This window comes from Saccharopolyspora hattusasensis, from assembly GCF_050972075.1.
In the GTDB taxonomy this organism is placed as follows: Bacteria; Actinomycetota; Actinomycetes; order Mycobacteriales; family Pseudonocardiaceae; genus Saccharopolyspora; species Saccharopolyspora hattusasensis.
The window spans coordinates 8,561,984-8,584,168 of the sequence record NZ_JBPCDC010000001.1; the positions used below are offsets into that span (position 1 = coordinate 8,561,984).

Below are 22,185 nucleotides of genomic sequence, written 5' to 3' on the forward strand. Positions count from 1 at the left end.
GATGGCATGGGAATGGGTCGCCCCTGTGGGGACGGTGGTCGGCGCGAGCATCACAGCCGGATTCGGTGGCTGGTTCGGCGGCCGGCAGTCACGCAAGAACCAAGAGCGCCAGCACGAATTCGAGAAACAGACGGCTCTGACCGAACAAGGCCGGGAGAAGGCGCGCGAGGCCATCGCCGCACTGCGGCATCTACAACGACATCAGAGCACCGTTGTCGAGTGGAGCAACGTCACCCCCGCGGGAGACTTGGACCCCGCCCGCGAACAGCACGAGCGCCTCGGCGAGGCCGTCGAGTACTTCAACGACGAGACAGTGCGTCGTCAAGTTGAGCTGGTCTACAACTCGCTCCACGCCTCGTATGTCGTGACCAGACTAGGCCATCTCACCATTGCGAATCCGGAGCTGATGATCAGCCGAGCCTGCGAAGAGGGGCGCGCCGTGATCGGTCGGTACTTGCGCGGCGAACCGGCGCAGGAGTCGACGTTCATGGCGGACTTGCGACACGCCTACGACTCCGGGATGGACAACATGCAGCGGGAGTATGAGGACTGGGAGCGATTGCAGCGGGACGCCGAAACCCCGAATACCGACTGAGTGCATAACTATTATTATCCGCTGAGCCTGGGTAGTGTCTCAGTGGATAATGTCGACCAGCGACAGCTGAAAGCCCGGTCGAAACTCAGCGGATAAGAAGGAGCGCGGCGGATGAACCCAGCGACAGACGACCGACTCGCCCGGCTCGACCAGTTCGAGGCCAAGCAGCACGCCGCGATCGACGCGCTCGCCGCGGTCATCGAAGACCCGGAGCTGACCGACTACCAGCCACGGCGCGCTGCGCTGCTGGACGCGTTGAACTGGCTGGAGATCATGGCAACCTGTGGTGACTGCATCGAGGGCCGCTGTCACTGGGGCGGCGAGAAGTCGCGTGCGTCGATCGCCGCGGCCGAGGCCGGCCGCGAGTACTACGAGCCCGGCGTGGGCCGGTGTGGCTGCGATCGGCACGAGATCAGCGTGCAGGCACGCCAGCGCCGAGCCCGGCTGCACGCGGCCGGGCTCCTGCCCTGACCACATCGTGAGCGCAACCGTTACCTCGCTACACTCCAGCGGCGATGTCGGCCGGTTCGCCGAGCAGGCGGCGGCCACGGTCGGCCGCTACCTCGATCGGTGCAAGCTCGCCGCGAACACCGTCAAGGCCTACCGGCGCCAGTGCGCCGCCTACGTCGCCTGGCTCACCCGCAACGCCGCGAAGCATCCCGACGCGTTCACCGACCTCGTCGGCGCCGAGGCCGCGGTCACCGCCTGGCGCAAGCACCTCATCCGCTCGGCGAAAGCCAGCCCGGCCTCGATCAACCAGGCGCTCGCTGCGGTGACCCTGCTCTACGAGCACGGCCCGCAGCTGCGGATCACCGTCAAACGTGTCCGCGTGCCGCGCCCCGGCGAGCCGGACGCGCTCAGCTCCGCGCAGCAGGGCAAGGCCGAGCGCGCCTCGCTTCGCCGGGGTGCGCGGGACGCGGCCATCATCGCGGTCCTGCTCTACGCCGGCGCCCGGGTCGAAGAGTGCGAACGCCTCGACCTCGACGACGTCGCGATCACCGCCCGTACCGGCAGCATCCGCTTGCACGGCAAAGGCGACGAAGTCCACGACGTTCCGCTGCCCGCCGTCGCACGGGAACGCCTGTCAGCCTGGATCGCCGAACGCGGCAACCAGCCCGGCCCGCTATGGACCGGGCAGCGCGGGCGGCTGACCATCTCCGGTATCACCCAGGTCGTCCTCGCCGTCGGCGAAGCCGCCGGAATCAAAGGCCTGCGGCCGCACCGGCTACGCCATACCTACGGCACCCGGCTACGCCAAGGCGGCGCCGACGTCGCCCAGGTCCAAGCACTACTCGGCCACGCATCGGTCGAGACCTCAGCCCGGTACTTCCGCGCCGGCGCCGCCGAACAAGCCGAAATCGTCGACACCGTCTTCGAGCAGTAGCCCGACACGGTCCTGACCAGCTGTCACCCGGAAGTTGGCGGCTCGTGACACCGTCCTTAACGACAGGCCGAGTCCTTCGCCGTGTTGCTACTGGACTACGCGGCCCATCGCGCGAACATGCGCACCGCGACCAACCCCGCCGCCACCTGGTTATTTCCCGGCCGCCGCGCCGATCAACCACTACGACCGGAATACCTCGCAAAACTCGTCCATCAACTCGGGGTTCCCACCGCCGCCAGCAGGAGCGCCGCGATCCGGCAGCACCTGCAGGACATGCCAGCTCCGATCGTTGCCGACGCCCTCGGTTACCACCCCGTCACCACATCCAAGCTCGCCGCCCAGGCCGGCGCCACCTGGAGCCGATACGCCCCCGGCGATCACTCACCCGCTACAACCACCGGGAACTCGCGACAGTTGAATACGCGACCTCACCAGACTCAAACCCCCGACCTGACCTGACGGCCGGGAACACGGCCCACGAAACAACAGTGGCCTTGGCACCAGCGCAGGATGCAGGTCTGCGCCAGTGCCAAGGCCACCGCTTTCTCGCTCCGCTACTACCGCCTCTTCTTCGGCGGATCCTTGCGCAGCAGATCAGGACCGATGATACGACGCACCACCCGGCGAACCAGGCTGCGCTTCTTCACCGGCGCAGCCGGAGCCTGCGCGACCGGCTTGGTCCGCTCGGTCGGCGCCGCGACCGAAGCCGAAGCCGACGCCTGTGGCTGTGGCTGTGGCTGTGGCTGTGGACCCGTCATACCCGCGGCCGCAGCCGACGGGTCGGCGTTGAGCCGCTTGGCGAACTGGGGCTGCTCATCGCGAATCGCGGGAATGTAGGGCTGGGTGACCTCCACCCGCGACGGGGCGTTGGCCATCGGTGGTGGTGGCACCGCCGGGCGGGCCGGGACGAACACCTCATCCAGGGGCAGCTGGCCCACGATGCGGGTAGTCGGCGGTCCCGGGTCCAGTCGCGATTGCTGGTCTTCCGACGCGACCACGGGCTGGAACCACGGTCGAGCAAGGTCGTCTTGAATAGTCATCCGTATCGACTCTGCGGGGGACAAACGGCCAATGTCGCCAGATCAGGGGATTCCTTCACCGGCGGATCAGACCCTACCGGTAACGGACAGATAAAGCACACCCCCGTGTTCCCTAGCTCTCGTCCCGCGATCACACCCAGTACCAACGCGGCCATTCGGCGTAATCAAGATCCGCCCAGTTGCCGGAAAACCCAGTCCTGCCAGCATCGGTTGCGACAACGTCCCGCCGGCGGCCCGATCCGGGTCAGCCGCCGCTACCGCCAAGCCCCTGCTGCGGCGCCTCGTCGCCCATCGCGACCTGCCGCAACTGGCGGAACTCCGCAGCCAGGGTGCCCGTCGTCCAATGCGCGTTGAGCCCGCTCGGATTCGGCAACACCCACAGCCCGGCCCTCTCGATCCGGCGGTCCTGCCGGCCCACCGTCGCCCGCCGCTCGCCGAAAGCCACCCGGTAAGCGGTGATTCCTACCACTGCCACCCATTCCGGCCGAAACCGCCGCACCTTCTCCACCAACGCTAACCCGCCGGCCCGCAACTCCTCGTCCGAGAGCTCCGCCGCCCGCGCGCTGGCCCGCGCCACGAAATTGGTGATGCCCAACCCGAAACCAGGCAACTCCGCCTGCTCGTCCGGCCGCAGCAGTCGCGGGGTGAACCCAGCGGCGTGCAAAGCCGGCCAGAACCGGTTGCCCGGCCGCGCGAAGTGGAAACCCGTGGCACCCGACCACAGACCAGGATTGATCCCGCAGAACAGCACCCGCAAACCGGGGGAGAGGACGTCTGGAATCCTCGCCCCTTCCGCCGCGGCCAGCTCCCGCGCGCTCGGCCGGTTCCCCACCAACTCCCACCTCCAGTCCCCGCAAACCACACAGGACTTTAACCCGGAGGCCACTACACCCCGGACCGCGATACGACCACCTCGGTCAGCCCCGGCCGAGGTGGTCGCCCCCCAAGACCGCCGCCCCTTAACGAGCGGGCCACCGGGAGGGGGGAGCGGTCGACGTGGGTGTTCCCGAGCAGTAGCGCCGCGCCATTGCGCCCCCGCAAGCCCCAATTCGGCGCCTCCGCGCTCCCGCCATCAATTACGTGACATGAATTGAATAACGTTACAAACTAAACGAAACAAAAATTCGGCGAGGAGAACGGCCGGAGAGCCACCGCGCATAATCGCGCTTATGTGCGGTAAGGTTGGCGCATGAAGATCATCTCGGGGTCTGGTGGCGGAGTCCTGCCGGTGGGGACGCAAACGGAACTGCTGGCCGCGACCACTCGGACCGGCCATACCATCACCGCGTTGATCTCGGCCTGGCTGGGCTCGTTCGCCGACTCCGCGGACACCCGCGCCGCCTACGCACGCGATCTGCGTGAGTACCTGGCGTGGTGCACCCAGCGCGACCTCGATCCGCTGACGATGCGGCTGCCCGAGGTGCAGATGTACGCGGCCCAGCTGGCCGCCGCGACCAACCCCCGCACCGGGCGCCCATTCGCAGCCTCGACCCGGGCACGCAAGCTCGCGGCGGTCTCCAGCTGGTACACCTTCCTAGTGCGAGCCGGGGCGATCGACGCCAACCCTGCTCGCGACGCCGCCCGCCCGCGCTACGACCGCCGGCATTCGACGACAGCCAGCGTGTCCGAACAACAGGCGGCGCAGATGCTGACCAGCAGCCGCAGCTATCCGCACCGCACCCTCGACCCGCAGGCAGCGGCCCTGGCCATGATGCTGTTGATCGACCTGGGCATCCGGGTCTCCGAACTGTGTAACGCCGACCTGGCCGATCTCGGGCAGCGCGACGGACTTCGAGTGCTGACCGTGCGCATGAAGGGCGGCAAGGTCCGTACCCGACCGATCCCGGCTCCGCTGGCCCCCGTGCTTGACGCCTACCTTCAGGCCCGCCCGTCCGGCGCCGACACGTCCGCACTGCTGGTCAGCCGGAACGGCAGGCGCGTCAACCGCCACCAGGTCTACCGGCTTGTGCAGGCCCTGGCAGCCCAGGCCGGGGTGCCGATGCCCCAGCGGATCACCCCGCACTCGATGCGGCACGCCTTCAACACCATCGCCCGGGAAAGGGGAGCGGCCCTGGAGGACCGCCGCGACGCCCTCGGCCACTCCTCGGCCGCGATCACCCAGCTCTACGATCACGTCGCCCTGTCCCTGACCCGCGACCCGGCGCACCTCGTCGCCAGCGCAACGCACCGAACCGGACCAGAATCACCTGATTCCCAAGAGGAATCGCGTTGGTCACTTATGTCACGGTGACGAAAATATGATGCTCAGTCGTCGCCCCGCAGCCGCACGAATCGGGCCAGCGCAAGCACATCCACGCGCCGCAGTCCCGATTCCCGCCGTTCGAACAGCACCACCTGCTCATCGCCGACACCGATGGGCTGCACCAAACGCCCACCCGGGCGCAACTGCTCAACCAGCGCAGCAGGCACATCCGGTGCAGCGGCCGAGACCAGCACCGCGTCGAACGGAGCCCGCTGGGGAAATCCGCGGCTGCCATTTCCGACGACCAACTCGACATTGCTCGCACCTTCGGCCGCTAGAACACGGCCGGCCTGCCCGGACAGATCCGCCCACCACTCGATGCTGACCACATCACCGGCCAGCCGAGCCAGCAACGCGGTCTGGAAACCTACCCCGGTGCCGATCTCAAGAACATGTTCGCCGCCGGTGAGCGCGAGCCCCTCCAGCATCAGCGCCGACAAAGAAGGCTGCGTCGTGACCTGGCCGTGGCCGATCAGCAGCGGCGCATCGTCGTAGGCGGCAGTGCGAGCCTCCAACGGCACGAACACCTCACGTGGCTCGCAAGCAACACCCTGAGCACGCGCTCATCGGTCACGCCCGCGTGACGGGCCGCGCGCACGAGCTCCTTAGGTCCGGCGGGGTGCATCGAACTGCCTCCACCCGCATCATCGCCCCGCCACGGCCGCTGCAGGAGACCGATCCGCGAACCGATCATGCCGGCCCTGGAGCTGCTTGGCCGCTACGCCGACGTGGACGGCAAGACCCGCTTCTACGACCCGGCCGAGACGGCGCTGGATCGCGTTCGGGGTGCGGCGGGCCGCGGTGTCGGCGATCCACTGGGCCGCATCGGTGGAACCGGTCGACGACGTCAAATTCGAAGGACTGACCGCCGAACAACTCGTTCAGCTGGTGCCACCGGGTGTGGATTGGCGGTTCCTGATGATCGCCGACAAGATGACCATGGAATCCGCCGAACATCACGTGCTGGTCGTCGATCTCGATGACGACGACGTCCGGACCTTCCGCGCCACCCCCCTTGCGGCGGCGGAAATCGAGAACAACCTGTCCATCGCGAACATGGACTGGGAAGACTTCGCGGACTCCGCGGACGACGACGGCATCGTGCGACCCATGCTCAGCTACGACCCCGAACCGCCCGCCGGGGACTGAGGTCACGAAGCGGCGGCGGGCGCCCGTGCGCAGCGGCACCCCGGCATACCTCGCTGCACCGGCCAGCGCGACGCCGTCCCCGACGTGCGAGCACAGCAACGCGAATCCCGCCATCGCCTGGCCGCGCTGAACCTCGGTCAGCCCGGCCGACGCGGGGACGTCCTCGGTGCCGGAACCCGCGGTGCTCGCCATGCCGATCCTGACCGTGCACGAGATGAAACGCCTCGCCCGCAACGCCGCCGAACTGATGACGCTGTCCGCCCAACTGCAAGGCGGCGGCGTGCAACTGGAACTACTCACCGGGCCGCTCACCGGGATCTACGACCCACACAGCATGGGCTCCATGCTCTTCGCCGTACTCGCCGTCGCCGCCCAACTCGACCGCGACTACATCCGCGAGAAAACCCTCGAAGGCCAACAAGCCCCCGCACGCGGCAACCACGGCCGCCCCAAAGTCATCGACGAAGACGACGTGCTCTTTGCCCGCGCCCTCCGCGACAAAGGCATCCCGATGCCCGACATCGTCAAGAAGCTGACCATCAAAACCGGCAAAAATGCTGGCCAGCACCCCTTAATCGCTCGCTCTACCGCGCCCTCGCCGACAACGACGCCTGACCAACCACTACCCGTCACTTGGCAGATTTCTCACCAGGACCGACTCCGCACATGATGTGACAAAACCCCGACCGGCGGGGCTGACCAGCTACAACGGCCTCAGATGGTCCTTACCGCCAACGGCTGGTCCATTGATCCCCGAGGCCGTACTCGGTCGTCCAAGCGATCACAGCATTTGTCGTCAGTGTCAGGCACCACGCCTGCTCGGTCTGCTGCTCAAGGTGACGAGCACGGACCGTGCCCTCGTGGGCATACAGCAGGTCCCGCTTCAGCGCGTGCAACGTTTCGCCCTTGTTGAGCTGGCGGGAGATCTTGCGGCGATACGCCGGATCCGACAAGTACCTAGCAGCGTAGATCGTTCTGCGGAGTGCCCCGTACTCCTTGAGCGCTGCGGCCAGGGCGTTCTGCCGACGATCGGCGCGAACGGCAGCATCTCGGTCAGCTCCGCCTTCAGCGCGACCGCCTCGGCCGGCACATCCTCCGCCGACAACGGCGAGATCACGGGCACGAACACATCCACGCCGGGGTGCTGGTGCGGGAATCACCCTGAACGCCCTGTTCCTGGTGGCAACCCACCCTCACGTTCCCAACGAGGAACCACCGAACTCACGGGATGTCGCACACCTGAGGAAGCGTGATCATCGGTGAGCCGGTGATCGTGCCAACCACCTCGATCACGTCCGCTCCAGAGCTGATTGCCGCAGCGTGTTCCGCTGCGGTGGTCACCACGGTGCTCATCGACAACTCCTTCGGCGATCGCTGGCGGGATGCGCCCCCCATGCCCACCAGGAGCACCCCGATGCCCGCCGGTCGGCCACCGGCCCGACCTGGACCGCCGGGCACCGTTCGGCGCAGGCCACTCCGCCTGGATTGATTGCTTTCCGGGGTGCGCTGGACGTTGCGGCCGGAGGATCGTGCAGGAGTGGACCTGATGCTGCTGGGCGTGGGGGCGATGAACTCGGCCCGCTACCGCCCTGCGGGACTGGCGGTGCGCTGGGCGGGGCATCGGGTGGTCATCGACGGCGGCGGCACCGCTGAGGAAGGTGAGCATGTCGATGCCTGGCTGGTCTGCGACGAACGCGCGGAGCTGATGCCTTCGATCCGGCGGCGCAGTGCCGCTCTCGGCGTGCCTGCCGGGGTGGTCGAGTACCAGGCCGGTGGGGTCCGGTTGCGTCCTCTGCCGGTCGAACACACCTCGCATCCCACCTACGGCTACCTCATCGAACACCACGGCCACCGCTCCGTGTGGGCACCGGAGTTCTGGGCCTTCCCCGACTGGGCCGCCGGCGCGGAGCTGATGTTCGCCGACGCGGCCGGCTGGGACCGGCCGATCCGCTTCGCCGGTGGCGTCGGCGGCCACGCCGCGACCCTGGACACCGCCGAACGCGCCACCCGCGCCGGTGTCGCGCGGCTTGTATTCGCCCACATCGGACGCCCATCGATCCGCGCGATCGACCGCGGCCAGTCCCCGCCCTTCGGCGAATGGGGCGTTGAGGGCAGGACCTACCGGCTGCGCTGATCAGGTCCATGCCGCTTCGGAAAAGCCGCGCCTCGACAAGATCATCACGCTTGTGCTCACCGGCATGGCTGCCCACTTCCGTAGTCGGTGTAGGCGGCCACCCTGTGCCCGAGCTGCTCCACAGTGGACAAGTGATCGCCGTGGGCATCGCTGGACCATCGGTACCACGAGAAAGGCGTCGAGCAGCATTTCACAGAGCCCAAACGCGCAGCGACAACGGCAGAGGCGCACGCGCCAGTCGGGAATGCCTCGCATTCGGGGCGTGAGAGCAGGTCTTACCGCAGTTCGTCGAGCACGAAACGCACCCGCTCGTTCACCGTGGTGCGCGGCAGGTGCACGAGTTCGTAGCCGTAGTCGGTGTAGGCGGCAACCATGTGCCCGCAGGTGCGTTCGGCCTCGGCGAGGGACTGCTTGCGTTCGCCGTCCTGCCGGTAGACCTCCGGCCAGAACGGCGCGATCAGGACCCGCCGACTATACCGGAACCGCCGCGCAGCGGTATCCACGTGCTCAGGCACGGGCAGGCCGCTCAGCCGAAGGTAGCCGATGATATCGGGCAGCCCGCGGTCGAAGATCACCGGGCCGGGGCGGACGTGGGCCTGCCGGTGCGAGCGCAGGTCCCAGCCGAGCATCAGCTCGGCGAACAACGCCCGATCGGCCCAGGGCAGCCCGCGGCCACCGATGGCGAGCTGATCGGTGATCACACCGCGGCCCGCTTCCGGTGACCAGGCGTACCCGGCGGCGGCCAGCCGCTCGACCAACGTCGTCAAGGCCGTTCTGCGTCGCTCAGGCGCCTGGTCCGGGCCATGCGGAAGCTGACGAAGCGTTCGCTGTGGTCCTGGTTCACTCGTGGGGTGCTGGACGTGGTCGCGCTGGCGTATTCCTCGGTTTGGAGCATGTGCCCATGGTCCCCACATGTCGCCTGGTCGGCCTACAGGAGGGTTAGTTGGGCTAGGCGGGGGCGGCGGGTGGGGGTTTCAGTCTTGGTGATCGCGTCGTCGAGGGGCGTCAGGAACGGCGAGCGTGTTCGGTCCTGGGCACTGCCCCGGATCGTTCGGCGTGCCGCGCGGGTGAGGTAGAGGTGGTCCTGGGCCGGGTCATGCCCACGAAGAACAGGCGGCGTTCCTCGGCCACCTCGTCCTCGGTGGGCTCGGTTCCCGGCCAGCGCAGCGGCAGCAGACCGTCCTCGCAGCCGACCAGGAACACCACCGGGAACTCCAGGCCCTTGCTTGCGTGCAAGGTCAGCAGGGAAATCGCCTCGGCGCGTGGGTCGAGCGTGTCGACCTCGGCACCGAGCAGCACCTCCCGGCAGAACCGCTGTACGTCCTCTCCGCAGCGCTGCGCCAGCGCCCGAGCAGTTCCACCGCCGTGTGGACGTCGGGCCGGGGGTCTTCGGGCACGGTGTCGGCGACCGTTTTCGCGGCCATGCGCAGCTGTTCGGTCACCGGGCCGGTGCGGTCGGCGACGTGCAGCAGCTCGCGCACCAGGAGGTCGACGCCGGGGCGGGCGGAAAGCCGGTCGTGCGAGCGTTTCTGCACCGGAAGGCCGCAGCGCGTCAGCTCGTCGAGGATCGCGTGCGACTGTGAGTCCGCGCGGTAAAGCACCGCGATGTCGTTGAACCCGATGCCGCCGGGACCGTCGCCGAGGACTCGGCCGCTGTCGAGAGAGTGGAACGACGCGCCGCCGAGCAACTGGTCGATCGTGCGCGCCACGAACGCCGCCTCCGCGCGTTCGTCATCGTCCTGGTGGGCCGTGATGCGGTGCGCCTGCCGACCCGAGGCCGGCTGCAGCCGCCTATCGGCGACCAATGTGGACGGTGTGATGGCGCGGATCGCACCGTCGAGGATGTGGGCGCCGCTGCGGTAGTTACGGGTCAGGGCCAGCACCGGCGCACTCGGGTAGTCACGCTCGAAGCGCAGGAAGAAACCGACGTCGGCGCCGCGGAAGGAGTAGATCGCCTGGTCGGGGTCGACGATGGCGGTCAGGTTGGCCCCGGCCGGCGCGATCAGCCGCAGCAGACGGTACTGGAGCTCGTCGACGTCCTGGTATTCGTCGACGGTGATCCACCGGTACCGCCGCCGGTATTGCCCGGCGATGCCGGGGTGATCGGTGAGCAGCTGCACCGCCAGCACGACAAGGTCGTCGAAGTCGACCAGGTTCTGCTCGCGCAGTACTGCCAGGTAGGCCGCGAGCATCGCTTCGGTGTCCAGGTCCGCCTCGCCGCCGCGGCGCACCGGCGAAAGCTGTGCCTTCGCCTTGCGCGCGTTGCGTTCATCGCCGGTGATGGCGGTGAGGATCTCCTGCTGGCGGGCGGCGTCGGCCAACCCGAAATCGGCGCCGAGCCCGAGCTCCTCGTGGTGTTCGCGCAGGACCTGCAGGCCGAAGGAGTGGAAGGTCGCCACGGTCATCCGCTGCGCCTGCGCGCCGATGAGCGCGTGCAGGCGCTCGGTCATCTCCCCGGCGGCGCGGCGGGTGAAGGTGATCGCCAGGCACTGCTCGGCCGGGACATCGCGTTCCAGTACCAGGTGCGCCAGCCGGTGGGTGACGGTGCGGGTCTTGCCGGTGCCCGGACCGGCCACGATCAGCAACGGACCTTCCGGGACTTCGGCCGCGGCCCGCTGGTCTGGATGCAGCCCGCCAGCACGCCGGACCCGGTGGTCGGGGCGACGACGGGCCGCAGTCCGGGCTCGGGCAGCGGCCGGGCAACCGGTGAAGCGGCAGGTTCGGGTTGCGGTTGCTGGATGAACAGCGCGTCATCGAACAGCGCGGGCGCGTCGCCGGTGCGCAACCGGGTGAGTTCGGCGGGTTCGAAGACCAGGATGGTGCCGTATTCGCCGTCGTAGCCGGGATCGCGCAGCACCTGTCCGCGCCGCAGCCGCTCGATCGCCTCGGCCATCGCGGCGTTGCTGCGGTGCAGTTCGTCCACCGGCACGTCCTGGAGGATCGCCAGTTCCGGGCCGTGGGCGGCGGTGAGGTCGCTGACCTCGCCGAACACCTTCTTACTCTAGGGGCCTACCCCGAGGATCTCGCCCACGATCTCCGGCAGCGGGATCAGGTTGCGGAAACCGGCCGCGCCGGGCGGTCGGATGCCCTCGGGCCGGTCGGCGAGCGCGTCGATGCGGTGCAGGACGCCGACGGTCAGCGGCTTGCCGCAGCACGGACACGGTCCACTGTGGGCGCGTGTGTCGCCGGGTTCGAAGCGCACCTGGCACTTGCGGTGCCCGTCGAGGTGGTACTTGCCTTCCTCGGGGAAGAACTCCACGGTGCCGGCGAAACCGTCGCCGGTCTCCAGCGCCCGCTTGACCGCGAAGTAGTCCAGGTCCGTGTCGAAGACGCTGGCCTCGCGGCCCAGCATCGGCGGTGAATGCGCGCCGGAATGGCTGACCAGCGTGTACTTGTCGAGAGCGGAAACTCGCCAGTTCATTTCCGGATCGCTGGAAAGCCCGGTCTCCAGCGAGATGTGCCGGGCCAGGTCCCGGTAAGCAGTCCTCGATCGCGTCGAACCCGGCCTTGGATCCCAGCACCGCGAACCACGGCGTCCAGATGTGCGCGGGCACCAGGTAGGCGCCGTCGCCGGATTCCAGGGTGATCTCCAACAGGTCCCGCGAGTCCAGGCCGAGGATCGGACGGCCATCCGAGCCGAGGTTGCCGATGCGGCCCAACCGCTGGTTGAACTGCTCGGCGGCGGCGAAGTCCGGCAGGTAGCACAGGTGGTGCACCTTGCGGGTGCGCTCGCCGTGCTTGTAGATCGTGGAGACCTCCACGGACAGCATGAAACGCACCTGCCCGCCGCAATTGGCGGGCATGCCGCGGGTGAATTCCGCGTCCAGGTCGCCGCGCAGCCGGAACAGGCCGGGCTCGGCTGGTTCCAGGACCTCGCGCAGGTGCGCGAACCAGGCGGGGTGGGTGACATCGCCCGTCCCGACCAGCGTGCTGCCCTTGCGGCGGGCCCACCAGGTCAGGTGCTCGATGTCGCAGTCCTTGCTGCACGCGCGGGAGTACTTCGAGTGGATGTGCAGATCGGCGTAGAAGCGCACCCGGCGATCTTGCCAAAAGATCATCAGTGCCCTGCCCGCAGGCAGGGCACTGGCCGAGGATCGGGGGTGTCGGTAAGGAAGCTGTCACCAGCCGCAAACGGGGTTTCGGGGAGCCTGTGAACAGCGGCGATCGTGTTGCCGGGGTCAGGTTCCCGCGCGGTCTTGGATGCTGGGCGCGTCGGCTTTGGCGCGGTCCAGCACGCGGTAGACGGCGGGGCGGGAGACGTTGAACAGCTCGGCCAGCTCGACCACGGTGTGCTCGCCTGCGTGGTGCAGGTCGAGCAGGTGGCGCTGCTGGGCTGGGGAGAGCTTGGGGCGCTTGCCCTTGAGCTTGCCCTTGGCCTTGGCGATGGCCATGCCCTCGCGGGTGCGCATGCGCAGCAGGTCGACCTCGAACTCGGCGAAGGTGGCGAGGATGTTGAAGAACATCTTGCCCATCGGGTCGGTCGGGTCGTAGACCTGCCCGCCCAGCGACAGTTTGATCCCCCGCCCGGCCAGGGAGTCCCCGATCTCCCGGGCGTCCGGCACGGAGCGGGCGAGCCGATCGAGCTTCGGCACGACCAGGGTGTCCCCAGAGCGGACGGCGGCCAGGGCCTCGCGCAGGCCGGGCCGTTCCTTCTTAGTTCCGGTCAGCCCGTGGTCGAGGTAGATCCGGTCGGCGGCGACCCGGAGGCCGAGCAGGGCCTCCCGCTGCGCGGCGAGGTCCTGCTTGTCGGTGGAGCAGCGCGCGTACCCGATGAGGATGCCCATACCCGCCTCCCGTGTCACGTTTGACACCCCTATGCGTTACATCATTACCGTACACCCTTAACGTGACACGATCGGCCCAGGTCGCGATTCCCTGCGCAGGCCGGATGATCTTGTCCGGCAAGGGATCGGCTTACGGACACTGGCCGTACCTGACCCCTCGCCGCACGTTCGGCAGCGCCGGGCCGTCCTGCCAGGCCGCCGACGGGACCTGATGCGTGCAGGCGGTCAAGAAGCGCTGATCGCGGGCGGACCGAGCAGGTCCCGAAGCCGCTGTAGCGCGGCCATGCCGTCGGCGGCGACGTCGTGTACGTGACCGGACTCGGCAGCACGGATGGCGCGCTGGATCTGGTGCGGCAGCCGGTGAGCTTCGGCAGCGCGCACGGCCGTCGAGAACGCGTGCGCCGCGCCCTGCCGGTCGCCCGTTTCCAGCAGGACACGACCGGAGGTGACGCGCTCGATGATGTGCCACTGCGGCGCGGCCGGTGCGGCATCCACTCGAGCCGTCTCGACGATCCGGACCGCCTCGCGGGCGCGTCCGGTCGCTACCAGGCCGCGTAGCTCGATCTCGCGGAACGTGAACGGGTTGAACAGCAGCCCGCTGCCGGGGTGCTGGTAGAGGAGATCGCGGTAACCGGTGATGGCGCGATCGAACCGGTCGCCATCACCGAGCTCGCCTGCGGCACGAGACAACAAGGCGAGTGCGGTCCCGTGCCCTGTTGGATCGTCGGCCAACTCAACGGCCTGTTCGAGCCGGGCAACGGCAGCCGGCACGTGTCCGGCCTTGCGTAGCTCGTTGCCGTGCATCCGCAGAGTGTGGGCGAGAAACACGCGGTCGCCGAGCCGCTGCGCGACGATCAGCGCCTTGCCGGTCCAGCGTGCGGCAGCGGTAAGCCGTTCCTCGGGCAGCACAGTCCCAAGCGAGGCTGTCGCGTTCGATGTGCCCTTCAGCCGCTGGGGCTTCCAGCCGGGCGACCAGCGGCCACAGCTCGTTGACAGCATCGACCGCACGGCTGGACTGGCGAGCGATCTCGGCGAGACGAACGGTCGAATCGCCGAACTGGAGCATCGCGGCGAAGTCGACATCGTTGGAGTCGGTCACGCCAAGCGCATGTGCAGGCAGTCCCAGAGTGCGTGCGATATGCCGGCGGGTCGCGACGTCGCTGATCGTTCGGCGGCCGGTCTCGATCATCGAGATGTAGGTCTTGTCGTACCCGAGCACGGCAGCCATCTTCTCCTGACTGAGCCGGTTCAACCGCCGGTAGACACGCAGGATCGTCGCGAGATCACGTGTGGCCAGCGCGGTGCTGGCTTCAGGTGCCGACCACATCCACACTGCCGGTGCCAGCCGTGCGGCCGGCAGGACCGGCCTCGGCGCGTTCGCGGTTGCGTGGCACGTCGGGCAGACCGGCTCGATCGCGTAGCGGCCGAGTTCCACCCCGCACGCCTCACACCGCCGAGCGGCCATGCTCGCTCACCTCACGAGTTCGGACTCCGCTGCCCGCATTCGGGCGAACCAGGTAGCGATCGAGCGCTTGTAGCCCTCGGGCATGGTCAGACCGGCGATCACCGACTCAGGAAACAGGCCGATTTCGGTGTGTTCGTGGGACAAAACCGGCTCGGCATCGGTGTCCGGGTAGCAGCCGTAGGTCACGATGAAGACGTGCTTCTCGGCCGCGTCGATGTAGTACATCCACGAATCCAGAATCGGCCCGGTCGTCACCGGCCACGCCGTCTCTTCGGTGATCTCCCGAGCTACGCACTCTTCCGGGGTCTCGCCCAGCTCGATCCGGCCGCCCGGCAGCTCCCATTCCCCGCGCTCGTTCTTCAGCAGCAGCACCGCACCATCCCGGACCACGACCCCCTTGATCGAGATCGAGTAGCTGCGCGGCACGTAGCCGGGCGTAGTCATCTGGGCAGCCTCCGAGCCTGATCGACAGCGACCGTTCAACCGGCAACGTAGCACCGCGCCGGGAACCACACGGCGGATCCGTGACGTGACACGTGGTGACAATCCGTCAGTGGACGCGATCAACGAGACGGGCTGAGCTGGAAGGCCATCTGACCGAGAATTCCGGAGGGACCGCGATGCTCCCCACGTCAACCGTCGAACAGCGTCGAGTCGACATCACCGCCACCGCCGGGCAAGCGGAGCTTGTCGCGACACTCGCGGCGGATGGATTCGTGCTCATCGAAGGCGTCCACGACCAGGCAAGACTGCTCGCGCTCGCACGGTCGCTCGGAGCAATCACGCCACACCGGGACAGCACCACCGATGGCGTGACCACGATCGCCAACCTCGGCAAGGTCGGGCACCAGGCAGGATTCGCCGGATTCAGCACCGACGCCTTGAACCCGCACACCGATCGATCCGGAGTCGCCACGCCGCCCGCCCTGCTCTTGATGGCGTGCGGACAGCCAGCGGCCAGCGGCGGGGAATGCATCGCGATCGACGGCAAAGCCGTCTACGCGGATCTCGCCGAGACCGAACCCGAAGCCCTGCACGCACTGTCGCAGCCGCGATCCGCGATGTTCGGCGGGGCTTGCGGGCACCTCGGCGCGATCTTCGAACGAAGCGCTGACGGCCTCGTTGCGGTCCGGCTCCGCTTCGACGAACTCGCCCAGTTCGCGCCGGACGTCACGCACTGGCTGGCCGCGCTGCGGGCATCGATCGACCGCCACACCATCACGTTCGGCCTCGAATCGGGACACGGCTACATCCTGAACAACTGCCGATGGCTCCACGGCCGGCATGCCTTCACCGGCCAACGCCGGATGCACCGCATCAACGCGGAACCGTTGCCGCATCTAGGGATTCCCACCGGTTTCGAACCCGACACCCGTCTCTGAGCCTGGTGATTCCATGTCCGACATCGTCGGCGCTCTGCTCGGCCTCCTGGCATGGCTGGTCCTGTTCGGGCCTCTGTTCGCCTGCTGGTGGATCGCCGGCCGCAGGAAGCCCCAGAGGCGGCGATCATGAGCGTGACACCCGAAGCCCGGAAACCGTGGATGAAGCGCCGGTCCGGCGAGACCGTCGAGCAGTACCACGCCCGGCTTTCGCATACCTGCTACGCCTGCGGCGAGCAATACGCAGACCTGACGGTGCTCAACCTCCACGAGGACACCCACACCGCGAAAGGCAGCCGCGCGCTCTCGGCGACCTGATACGGCCCCGAACTCCCAAAGCTGCGGCGAGGGGTCAGGTAGCGGTGAACCCGCTGGTCCGCCGCGCGCCGGTCAGGCAGCAGAAGCCGACTGGCGCACGAACGTAGGTTCACGAGACACCCTGGCCACTGCGACGTTTCCGCAGTTCATAGATGTAACGCTTGCCGTGTACGCCCTGTTCTGAGGCTCTTAGCCATCCTCTTCTTCGGCGGCGGGGGCGGGGCCGCCGAGGGCCAGGCGGCGGCTGGTGTCGAGCTGGATGTCCCCGTAGGGATTCGTGTTCGAGGTGAAAAGCGGGGTCAGGCCGCGCCGGTCGGTGTCGCCGAGGGCGTCGGCCCACTCGGACTCGGCCAGGACGTCCTGGATCATCAGGGTGTTCACGAACCCGAGGCAGGACTGGAGGATCTGGAGGCACAGCATGCCCAGCTCCAGTTCCTCGCGGCGGTTGGACGCGAACTCGCCGGACTTGCCGAAGTGGATGTAGTCGTTGACGCCGTTGTAGTTCTCCACCACGTTCAGCCCGGCCGTGGTCTCCCGCTGGAGGTCACGGTCGCGCAGCCAGCGGGCCAGGAAGATGGTGCGCTGGGCGCGGCCCAGCTCCAGCATCCCGGCGTAGGCGGGGTGGGTGACGTCGCGGGTGAAGCGGCGCAGGATCGCCTCGGTGGAGGCGGTGCCCAGCCGGATCGCGGTGGCGTATTTGACCATCGGGTCGTACTGCTGGGCGATCAGGTCCCAGCGGATCGGCCGGGCCATGACCGGCGACAGCAGTGGGTAGGCGTCCGGGGCGCCTTTGTCGGGCAGGTACAGCTTCATCCGGTTGATCTGCTTGAAGCGCGCGATCAGGTCGAAGCCCAGCAGGCGGGTGATGCCGAACCCGACGAACGAGGCGCCGTGGGAGTCCACATAGTTGGACTCGATGTCCATGTCGGTGCCGTGGCGCATCGCGCCCTCGACCATCGCGTGCACCTCCGAGGCCGAGCACGACAGGAGCTGGGAGTGCACCGCCATGGAGCCCTTGTCCTCGACCGTCCAGTAGATCAGCACGCCGCGTTTGCCGCGTCGGTAGCGCGAGTGCCACTCGGTGAAGATGTTCTGGTCGTAGGCGGTGAAGTGCGTCGAGTCGCTGGCCACCGCGGTGGTGCCCTCGCCCCACAGCCACGCCTGGCGGGCGGCGAACGTGGCGTTGGCGACGGCGCGGGCGACTTCCCGGCAGCCGGGGACGGTGAGGTAGCGGCGGCGGATGTAGCGCAGGTCGTCCTCGCTGTGCCTGTGGTCGCCGGCCGCGACCGCCCGGATCCCGGTGTTGGTGCCGTAGGCGTAGACCAGCAGCAACAACCGCTCCGCGAGCACAGCCGGGTCGATCTCCCCGCGCGTGCCCAGCGGGGTGAACGCGGCAAGGCAGCCGGTGCGCATCGCGGTCTCGGCGAGCATGTCCATCAGCGGCACCACGCCCCACCGCGCCCGGATCGCCGCCTTCAGCCGCCGCAGGTTGCGCGGCTCCGGCGCGGCGTCGTACGGGGTCAGCGCGATCTCGCCCTGCCTGCGGCCGGCCTTGACCTCCAGCCAGTCCAGGCTGGGCAGCGCGTCGTTGAGCGCCGCCAGCTCGGCGCGCATCTCGTCGCGGACCTCGCCCACGAAGGCGTCGGGGTCCAGCGGCTTGCGCAGCGCCCGGTAGTTCTCGGCGCGCTTCTCCTCGAAATCGGCCGGCAGGTCCTCGTCCGGGTCGCGCCACTTGTCGGCGCCGACCACCCAGACCTCCTTGCACCGCAGCTTGTCCCGCAGCGTCTGGAACACCCCGCACTCGTACACGGTGCGCTGCACGCGTGACCGGCCCCGCTTGTCCACCCGGTGCAGCAGCTCCGCCAGGTCGGCGCCGATCACCCCCTCGACGGGCACCCGCTCGCCGTGGGCGTAGTACTGGGTGGCGTGGGTGGTCTCCGCCTTGTACCGCTTGACCAGCTCCAGGGCCTCGATGACCGGCCGGTGGACCGTGTTGTGCGACCGTCCAACGCCCCGATCAGCTCGATCAGCCCCGCCCGGTAGTGGTTGGTGTAGGAGGCTTTGAACACCCGCTGCTTATGCTGCCGGAACGTGTTGCCCTTCGCCTTGTACTCCGCCAGCAGCTCCATCATCCGGCCCTGCCCGCCGGCCGCCGGGAACACCACCTCCCGCACCACCCCGTCCGGCGCTCCCACCGCCGCCTCAGTGATCTTGAACAGGATGTTCTCCTTGCCCGACACCCGTTTCAGGTCGGCCACGAACTCGTCGGTGATCTTCTTCTCGGCGCGGGCGTTGATCCGATACACCACGGCGATCAGCAGGTCGACCAGGGTGTCGGTGATATCCCGTTCCCGGCAGTGCAGCAGCGCCGCCAGCAGGGTCAGCTTGATCTCCTCGGGATGCCCGCGCAGGTGGCTGGGGGCCTCCATCCCGGCCCGCGTCCGCCACGCGGCCAGCACCTTCGGCGCGATCCCCTTGAACACCCCGGCCGGCAGGCCGACCGCACGGATCGCCCGCAGCTTGGCGATCTCCTCCTTGACCGTCTTCAGGCTGACGTTGCCGGGGTCAGAGCGGATCTGCGCGAACAGCTCACGGCCGTCCTCTCCGTGGTCGGCTGAGCCGTCGGCATCGTCGCTGGCCTCGGCGATCAGCGCGGTCATCCGCGCGGCCGCGCCCGCCGGCACCCTGCCGGCCACCCGCAGCGTCAGCGCCTTCTCCGCCTGGCTCAGCGCCGAGGAGATGATCCGCCCGACCCGCCCGGACGTGGGCGGCTCGATCCCCTCCGCGCGGCAATGCGCCAGCAACTCCTCGCGGACCCGCTCGACCTTCCGCTCCCGCTGGCAGACCTCGCCGGCCAGCCAGAACGCCAGCTTGTCCGCGTCGGCCACCGTGCACTCGCGGAACCCCAGGAACTTGCGGACCTGGGCGCGGTGGTACTCGAACGTCCGGCCGTCCCAGTCGTAGAAGCCCAGATCAGTGGCCGGCACCCCCACCTGCCGCGCGACGTAGCCGATGGCCTCGCCGGGTAGCTCGCCACGGCCACGGGGGAACCGGCCCCAGTGCGTGTAGAACTTCAGCAACAACGCGAACCCCAGGCGCGTCGCCCCCCGTTTCCCAGCGACCTGGCCTAACTCGTCACCAACGAGCGTCCAACGCTCGATCAGCTCGTCCTCGTCGACCTTCCGTCCCACCCGCTGTTCATCGGCTCACCCAGCCCCGTTCTGAACACTGAGGACGCGCCTCGCTTGCGGCTGGTGACAGCTTCCTTACCGGCACCCCGGATCGGGCGGATTTCGCTGGTCCGCGCTGATCCGAGCACGCCAGCCGGGTTCCGGCCGCAGCTGCGGGCCCGGAAGCAGTGCGTGTTCGGCTGCCGTCGGCTGCTGAAACCGCCCCCGGAACCCGAAGCCGAACGCCACGCCCTGCGGGCTACCAGTGCGCGGGACGGGCCAGCGCGGCGGGCAGCTTGGTGGTGGAGTCGCCCTTGGCAGCGCCCAGCTGGGCCTGGGTGAGGAAGATCGCGCCGGTGAGGTCGGCGCCGCGCAGATCCGTATTCCGGAAGTCCGCGCCGATCACGTCCGCCGAACGCAGGTCCGCGCCGCGAAGGTCGGCCGCGATGAGATAGGCGCCGCGAAGGTTCGCGCCCCGCAGGTCGGCGCCGCGCAGCGTGGCTCCGATGAGATCGGCTCCCCGGTGGTTCTTCTTGCGGCCCGCGACCTTGGACCGCACCAGTTCACTGGTGCGCAGCAGCAGGGTATTGATGTCCTGGCGCAGCGCCGCGACATCGATCTCAGTGATCTCGTCGGCGCTGCCGCGAGTCAGTCGTTCGGTGTCTTCCAGCGCCGTGCGGAGGTCCTCGTGCATGGGCTTGGCGGCCTGCAGCGCCAAGGCTTCGGTGAGGTACCAGAGCAGTTCGTGGAGCTGGCGCATCACGGGGAACACGGCGAACATCTGCCGCGCGGTGCGCGGGGCCTGCCGCCAGTCCTTACCGCCGAAGGTGAGCTGGGAGACCTTCTGCCCGGCACCGAAGCAGTCGAAGACGGTGCAGCCGGGGAAGCCGCGCTCGCGCAACTGGGAATGGATGCCGCACCGGAAGTCTGCCAGCAGGTTCGTGCATGGTTGCCCGGCGTCCTTGTCCACCGCGAAATCGGCAGAAGCGGCGAACGGCAGTGCGACGCAGCACAGCCCGAAACAGTTCGCGCAGTCGGCATGCAGACTGCCGTCGGTGGGGAGGGCCTGGTGCTGGTGGGACAACGTGCTGATCTCCTGGCGCGAGGTGTTGTGCCGGCATTCTCCCCGACCGGTCGGGCCCGGTCGCGGCCGGTGCAGTTCGTGGCGCTGTGGGCAGGGCGGGGCGCACTGGAGGCCTCCGGGACCCGCTCGGCGATGAGCAGCGGCTGGGCGAAGTCCTCTTCACCGGTGTGATCGCCGGGGCTGGCAGTGCTCGAACGCCGCGAGTGATGGCGTTCACCGGAATGCCCGCCACCAGTTGGTAGCGTCCCGGGCCATGGGTGATCAGCCGGTGCGCGATGCGGTGTCCGACGAGCAGGCGGAGGGGGTGTGCCGGTTTCCCGGCTGCACGCGGGAAGTCGTGCGCACCGGCGGTCCGGGACGTCCCTCGGAGTACTGCGACCTCCCCGAACACACCCGGTGGCGGGCCTGGAAGGAGCGGCAGCGCCTGCAGACCGCGCAGGAACAGGCCCAGGCGTCGCCGGTCGCTGTCGTGGAGTACGACGGGGCGCGGCTGCGGGCCGAGGAGTTGTTGCGCCAGTACCGGCTCCTTTCGGAGCAACTGACCCGCAACCTGCGCGCCGGCATCGCCGAACTCGCTACGATCGCTGATCCCAGTGCCGCCGAGGCGCAGATCCAGGCCGCCCAAGCCGAAGCCGCACACCGCATCGCGCAAGCCGAGCAAGCGCTGGCCACCGCCCAGCGGCAGCGCCGCGACGCCGAGCAGGCCCGCAGTGCCGCCGCGGCCGCGGCCGAGGATGCCACCGCGGCCGCGGAAGCCGCCGGGCAGGACGCCGAAGCCGCCCGCAAGGAACGGGATGATGCCGTGGAACAGGCTCGCCGGGCCGAACAGCAGGCGCGGCAGGATATCGAAGCCGCGCGCAACGAAGCCGAGGTCGCCATCGCGGCAGCCCGTCGCGAAGCCGACCGGCAGATCACCGACGCGCGCAAGACCATCGAGCAGGTCAAGCGGGACGCGGCGGCGGAAATCCAAGCAGCGCAAGAAGAAGCGCGGCGGCAGATGGACGCGGCGGCGCAGCAGCAGGCGGCGGCGGTGGAGCGCGCGGCGAGAGCCGAGCAGGCGGCGGAGACGTCGCAGGGGCGCCTGGATGAGCTCACGCGCGCAGCCGAGGAAGCGCGTGCGGAGGCGCGGCGCCAGCGCGATGAGCTCGTGGCGTTGCGCGAGCAGCAGGCTGCGGAGCTGCAGCGGCTGCGGACGGAATCCGCGGAGCGGATGCAGGCCGAGCGCGACGCCGCCGCGCAGCGGATGGCGGCGATGCAGGACGCGCAGGCGCAATCCGTGGCACGCGCGGAGCGCGCCGAAGGGCAGCTGGACGCGGCGATGGAGGAGCTGCGGACCATGCGGGCGGCCGCGCAGCCGCCGGCGGACCCGCCGGTGGAGCCGGGACGTGAGTAGCGATCCTCCGGTAAGGGTTGGAGGGCT

At 68.8% G+C, this 22,185-nt stretch carries 29 protein-coding genes and 2 pseudogenes; 13 read left to right on the plus strand and 18 right to left on the minus strand.

The window, feature by feature from the left end:
* Position 1: 1 nt before the first annotated feature.
* The 4 genes from ACRXBZ_RS40580 to ACRXBZ_RS40595 all read left to right on the plus strand — a co-directional run bounded on the left by ACRXBZ_RS40580 (position 2) and on the right by ACRXBZ_RS40595 (position 2,438).
* Positions 2–595 (plus strand): hypothetical protein, encoded by a 594-nt coding sequence (locus ACRXBZ_RS40580; protein WP_433883593.1) that lies wholly within the window; start codon positions 2–4, stop codon positions 593–595.
* A gap of 111 nt (positions 596–706) precedes the next feature.
* On the plus strand, positions 707–1,066 hold the full coding sequence (locus tag ACRXBZ_RS40585) for a hypothetical protein (RefSeq protein ID WP_433883594.1): 360 nt from the start codon (positions 707–709) through the stop codon (positions 1,064–1,066).
* Positions 1,067–1,073: 7 nt separating this feature from the next.
* The gene (locus tag ACRXBZ_RS40590) at positions 1,074–1,979 is read left to right on the plus strand and encodes a tyrosine-type recombinase/integrase (protein ID WP_433883595.1); all 906 of its coding nucleotides are present in this window, start codon (positions 1,074–1,076) and stop codon (positions 1,977–1,979) included.
* Positions 1,980–2,096: 117 nt separating this feature from the next.
* Positions 2,097–2,438: a hypothetical protein gene (locus tag ACRXBZ_RS40595; protein WP_433883596.1), complete on the plus strand. Its 342-nt coding sequence runs from the start codon at positions 2,097–2,099 to the stop codon at positions 2,436–2,438.
* Between the two features lie 98 nt (positions 2,439–2,536).
* On the opposite strand, the gene ACRXBZ_RS40600 is transcribed toward ACRXBZ_RS40595, so the two are convergent.
* Together ACRXBZ_RS40600 and mug are read right to left on the minus strand one after the other, a co-directional pair.
* Entirely contained in the window at positions 2,537–2,977 is a 441-nt protein-coding gene (locus tag ACRXBZ_RS40600) for a hypothetical protein (protein ID WP_433883597.1), read from the minus strand.
* A 286-nt stretch (positions 2,978–3,263) separates the two neighbouring features.
* Positions 3,264–3,851, minus strand: coding sequence for a G/U mismatch-specific DNA glycosylase (gene mug, locus ACRXBZ_RS40605; protein WP_433883598.1), 588 nt, complete (start codon positions 3,849–3,851; stop codon positions 3,264–3,266).
* A 357-nt stretch (positions 3,852–4,208) separates the two neighbouring features.
* On the opposite strand from mug, the gene ACRXBZ_RS40610 reads away from it, so the two are divergent.
* Positions 4,209–5,270, plus strand: a complete 1,062-nt coding sequence (locus tag ACRXBZ_RS40610; RefSeq protein WP_433883599.1) for a tyrosine-type recombinase/integrase — start codon at positions 4,209–4,211, stop codon at positions 5,268–5,270.
* Between the two features lie 14 nt (positions 5,271–5,284).
* On the opposite strand, the gene ACRXBZ_RS40615 is transcribed toward ACRXBZ_RS40610, so the two are convergent.
* Positions 5,285–5,803: a protein-L-isoaspartate O-methyltransferase family protein gene (locus tag ACRXBZ_RS40615; protein ID WP_433883600.1), complete on the minus strand. Its 519-nt coding sequence runs from the start codon at positions 5,801–5,803 to the stop codon at positions 5,285–5,287.
* 265 nt (positions 5,804–6,068) lie between these two features.
* Here ACRXBZ_RS40615 and ACRXBZ_RS40620 point away from each other — a divergent pair, with 265 nt between their 5' ends.
* Together ACRXBZ_RS40620 and ACRXBZ_RS40625 are read left to right on the plus strand one after the other, a co-directional pair.
* Positions 6,069–6,431: a DUF6924 domain-containing protein gene (locus tag ACRXBZ_RS40620; protein ID WP_433883601.1), complete on the plus strand. Its 363-nt coding sequence runs from the start codon at positions 6,069–6,071 to the stop codon at positions 6,429–6,431.
* Positions 6,432–6,597: 166 nt separating this feature from the next.
* Entirely contained in the window at positions 6,598–7,101 is a 504-nt protein-coding gene (locus tag ACRXBZ_RS40625) for a recombinase family protein (protein WP_433883602.1), read from the plus strand.
* A gap of 91 nt (positions 7,102–7,192) precedes the next feature.
* On the opposite strand, the pseudogene ACRXBZ_RS40630 reads toward ACRXBZ_RS40625, so the two are convergent.
* Both ACRXBZ_RS40630 and ACRXBZ_RS40635 read right to left on the minus strand, forming a co-directional pair.
* Positions 7,193–7,465, minus strand: a pseudogene (locus tag ACRXBZ_RS40630) (Tn3 family transposase); the annotation flags it as partial.
* A gap of 187 nt (positions 7,466–7,652) precedes the next feature.
* Complete coding sequence (locus ACRXBZ_RS40635; protein WP_433883603.1) at positions 7,653–7,784, minus strand: hypothetical protein; 132 nt, start codon at positions 7,782–7,784, stop codon at positions 7,653–7,655.
* 136 nt (positions 7,785–7,920) lie between these two features.
* On the opposite strand from ACRXBZ_RS40635, the gene ACRXBZ_RS40640 reads away from it, so the two are divergent.
* Positions 7,921–8,565 (plus strand): MBL fold metallo-hydrolase, encoded by a 645-nt coding sequence (locus ACRXBZ_RS40640; protein WP_433883604.1) that lies wholly within the window; start codon positions 7,921–7,923, stop codon positions 8,563–8,565.
* 275 nt (positions 8,566–8,840) lie between these two features.
* Here the strand turns inward: ACRXBZ_RS40640 and ACRXBZ_RS40645 are convergent, their stop codons facing one another.
* From ACRXBZ_RS40645 to ACRXBZ_RS40670, 6 genes are all read right to left on the minus strand, one after another.
* Positions 8,841–9,332: an AAA family ATPase gene (locus ACRXBZ_RS40645; protein ID WP_433883605.1), complete on the minus strand. Its 492-nt coding sequence runs from the start codon at positions 9,330–9,332 to the stop codon at positions 8,841–8,843.
* A complete protein-coding gene (locus ACRXBZ_RS40650; RefSeq protein ID WP_433883606.1) occupies positions 9,329–9,460 on the minus strand; it encodes a Scr1 family TA system antitoxin-like transcriptional regulator in 132 nt (43 codons plus the stop codon). Before ACRXBZ_RS40650 ends, ACRXBZ_RS40645 begins: the two co-directional genes overlap by 4 nt.
* Before the next feature lie 110 nt (positions 9,461–9,570).
* Complete coding sequence (locus ACRXBZ_RS40655) at positions 9,571–9,864, minus strand: 3'-5' exonuclease (protein WP_433883607.1); 294 nt, start codon at positions 9,862–9,864, stop codon at positions 9,571–9,573.
* Positions 9,804–11,141 (minus strand): ATP-dependent helicase, encoded by a 1,338-nt coding sequence (locus ACRXBZ_RS40660; protein WP_433884120.1) that lies wholly within the window; start codon positions 11,139–11,141, stop codon positions 9,804–9,806. Before ACRXBZ_RS40660 ends, ACRXBZ_RS40655 begins: the two co-directional genes overlap by 61 nt.
* 2 nt (positions 11,142–11,143) lie before the next feature.
* On the minus strand, positions 11,144–11,557 hold the full coding sequence (locus tag ACRXBZ_RS40665; RefSeq protein ID WP_433883608.1) for a hypothetical protein: 414 nt from the start codon (positions 11,555–11,557) through the stop codon (positions 11,144–11,146).
* Positions 11,558–11,566: 9 nt separating this feature from the next.
* Positions 11,567–11,986 (minus strand): hypothetical protein, encoded by a 420-nt coding sequence (locus ACRXBZ_RS40670; RefSeq protein ID WP_433883609.1) that lies wholly within the window; start codon positions 11,984–11,986, stop codon positions 11,567–11,569.
* A 121-nt stretch (positions 11,987–12,107) separates the two neighbouring features.
* Between ACRXBZ_RS40670 and ACRXBZ_RS40675 the strand changes: the two genes are divergently transcribed.
* Positions 12,108–12,719: a hypothetical protein gene (locus tag ACRXBZ_RS40675; protein ID WP_433883610.1), complete on the plus strand. Its 612-nt coding sequence runs from the start codon at positions 12,108–12,110 to the stop codon at positions 12,717–12,719.
* A 24-nt stretch (positions 12,720–12,743) separates the two neighbouring features.
* Here ACRXBZ_RS40675 and ACRXBZ_RS40680 read toward each other — a convergent pair whose 3' ends face one another.
* The 4 genes and pseudogenes from ACRXBZ_RS40680 to ACRXBZ_RS40695 all read right to left on the minus strand — a co-directional run bounded on the left by ACRXBZ_RS40680 (position 12,744) and on the right by ACRXBZ_RS40695 (position 15,258).
* A complete protein-coding gene (locus tag ACRXBZ_RS40680; RefSeq protein ID WP_433883611.1) occupies positions 12,744–13,367 on the minus strand; it encodes a recombinase family protein in 624 nt (207 codons plus the stop codon).
* A 207-nt stretch (positions 13,368–13,574) separates the two neighbouring features.
* Positions 13,575–14,348 carry a hypothetical protein gene (locus tag ACRXBZ_RS40685; RefSeq protein ID WP_433884184.1) on the minus strand — a complete coding sequence of 258 codons (774 nt, stop codon included), beginning with the start codon at positions 14,346–14,348 and terminating at the stop codon, positions 13,575–13,577.
* A 172-nt stretch (positions 14,349–14,520) separates the two neighbouring features.
* Positions 14,521–14,814: pseudogene (locus ACRXBZ_RS40690) on the minus strand (helix-turn-helix transcriptional regulator); the annotation flags it as partial.
* Positions 14,815–14,820: 6 nt separating this feature from the next.
* Positions 14,821–15,258 (minus strand): NUDIX hydrolase, encoded by a 438-nt coding sequence (locus ACRXBZ_RS40695; protein WP_433883612.1) that lies wholly within the window; start codon positions 15,256–15,258, stop codon positions 14,821–14,823.
* A 176-nt stretch (positions 15,259–15,434) separates the two neighbouring features.
* Here ACRXBZ_RS40695 and ACRXBZ_RS40700 point away from each other — a divergent pair, with 176 nt between their 5' ends.
* Together ACRXBZ_RS40700 and ACRXBZ_RS40705 are read left to right on the plus strand one after the other, a co-directional pair.
* The gene (locus tag ACRXBZ_RS40700) at positions 15,435–16,196 is read left to right on the plus strand and encodes a TauD/TfdA family dioxygenase (protein WP_433883613.1); all 762 of its coding nucleotides are present in this window, start codon (positions 15,435–15,437) and stop codon (positions 16,194–16,196) included.
* Between the two features lie 126 nt (positions 16,197–16,322).
* On the plus strand, positions 16,323–16,511 hold the full coding sequence (locus ACRXBZ_RS40705; RefSeq protein WP_433883614.1) for a hypothetical protein: 189 nt from the start codon (positions 16,323–16,325) through the stop codon (positions 16,509–16,511).
* 189 nt (positions 16,512–16,700) lie between these two features.
* Here ACRXBZ_RS40705 and ACRXBZ_RS40710 read toward each other — a convergent pair whose 3' ends face one another.
* The 3 genes from ACRXBZ_RS40710 to ACRXBZ_RS40720 all read right to left on the minus strand — a co-directional run bounded on the left by ACRXBZ_RS40710 (position 16,701) and on the right by ACRXBZ_RS40720 (position 20,765).
* A complete protein-coding gene (locus tag ACRXBZ_RS40710; protein WP_433883615.1) occupies positions 16,701–18,407 on the minus strand; it encodes a Tn3 family transposase in 1,707 nt (568 codons plus the stop codon).
* On the minus strand, positions 18,389–19,702 hold the full coding sequence (locus tag ACRXBZ_RS40715; RefSeq protein WP_433883616.1) for a DUF4158 domain-containing protein: 1,314 nt from the start codon (positions 19,700–19,702) through the stop codon (positions 18,389–18,391). Before ACRXBZ_RS40715 ends, ACRXBZ_RS40710 begins: the two co-directional genes overlap by 19 nt.
* A 238-nt stretch (positions 19,703–19,940) precedes the next feature.
* On the minus strand, positions 19,941–20,765 hold the full coding sequence (locus ACRXBZ_RS40720; protein ID WP_433883617.1) for a pentapeptide repeat-containing protein: 825 nt from the start codon (positions 20,763–20,765) through the stop codon (positions 19,941–19,943).
* Between ACRXBZ_RS40720 and ACRXBZ_RS40725 the strand changes: the two genes are divergently transcribed.
* Positions 20,751–20,936, plus strand: coding sequence for a hypothetical protein (locus ACRXBZ_RS40725; protein ID WP_433883618.1), 186 nt, complete (start codon positions 20,751–20,753; stop codon positions 20,934–20,936). The two genes, ACRXBZ_RS40720 and ACRXBZ_RS40725, sit on opposite strands and share 15 nt — an antisense overlap.
* 82 nt (positions 20,937–21,018) lie before the next feature.
* Positions 21,019–22,158, plus strand: a complete 1,140-nt coding sequence (locus tag ACRXBZ_RS40730) for a coiled-coil domain-containing protein (RefSeq protein ID WP_433883619.1) — start codon at positions 21,019–21,021, stop codon at positions 22,156–22,158.
* Positions 22,159–22,185 lie beyond the last annotated feature (27 nt).

Bases quoted from the DNA above. Each gene is read 5' to 3' on its own strand.
- ACRXBZ_RS40650 (WP_433883606.1), bottom strand. From the start codon at position 9,460: ATGCTCCAAACCGAGGAATACGCCAGCGCGACCACGTCCAGCACCCCA.
- ACRXBZ_RS40685 (WP_433884184.1), bottom strand. From the start codon at position 14,348: ATGCTGTCAACGAGCTGTGGCCGCTGGTCGCCCGGCTGGAAGCCCCAG.
- ACRXBZ_RS40585 (WP_433883594.1), top strand. From the start codon at position 707: ATGAACCCAGCGACAGACGACCGACTCGCCCGGCTCGACCAGTTCGAG.
- ACRXBZ_RS40580 (WP_433883593.1), top strand. From the start codon at position 2: ATGGCATGGGAATGGGTCGCCCCTGTGGGGACGGTGGTCGGCGCGAGC.
- ACRXBZ_RS40705 (WP_433883614.1), top strand. From the start codon at position 16,323: ATGAGCGTGACACCCGAAGCCCGGAAACCGTGGATGAAGCGCCGGTCC.
- ACRXBZ_RS40730 (WP_433883619.1), top strand. From the start codon at position 21,019: ATGGGTGATCAGCCGGTGCGCGATGCGGTGTCCGACGAGCAGGCGGAG.
- ACRXBZ_RS40700 (WP_433883613.1), top strand. From the start codon at position 15,435: ATGCTCCCCACGTCAACCGTCGAACAGCGTCGAGTCGACATCACCGCC.
- ACRXBZ_RS40695 (WP_433883612.1), bottom strand. From the start codon at position 15,258: ATGACTACGCCCGGCTACGTGCCGCGCAGCTACTCGATCTCGATCAAG.
- ACRXBZ_RS40670 (WP_433883609.1), bottom strand. From the start codon at position 11,986: ATGAACTGGCGAGTTTCCGCTCTCGACAAGTACACGCTGGTCAGCCAT.
- ACRXBZ_RS40595 (WP_433883596.1), top strand. From the start codon at position 2,097: ATGCGCACCGCGACCAACCCCGCCGCCACCTGGTTATTTCCCGGCCGC.
- ACRXBZ_RS40635 (WP_433883603.1), bottom strand. From the start codon at position 7,784: ATGAGCACCGTGGTGACCACCGCAGCGGAACACGCTGCGGCAATCAGC.
- ACRXBZ_RS40610 (WP_433883599.1), top strand. From the start codon at position 4,209: ATGAAGATCATCTCGGGGTCTGGTGGCGGAGTCCTGCCGGTGGGGACG.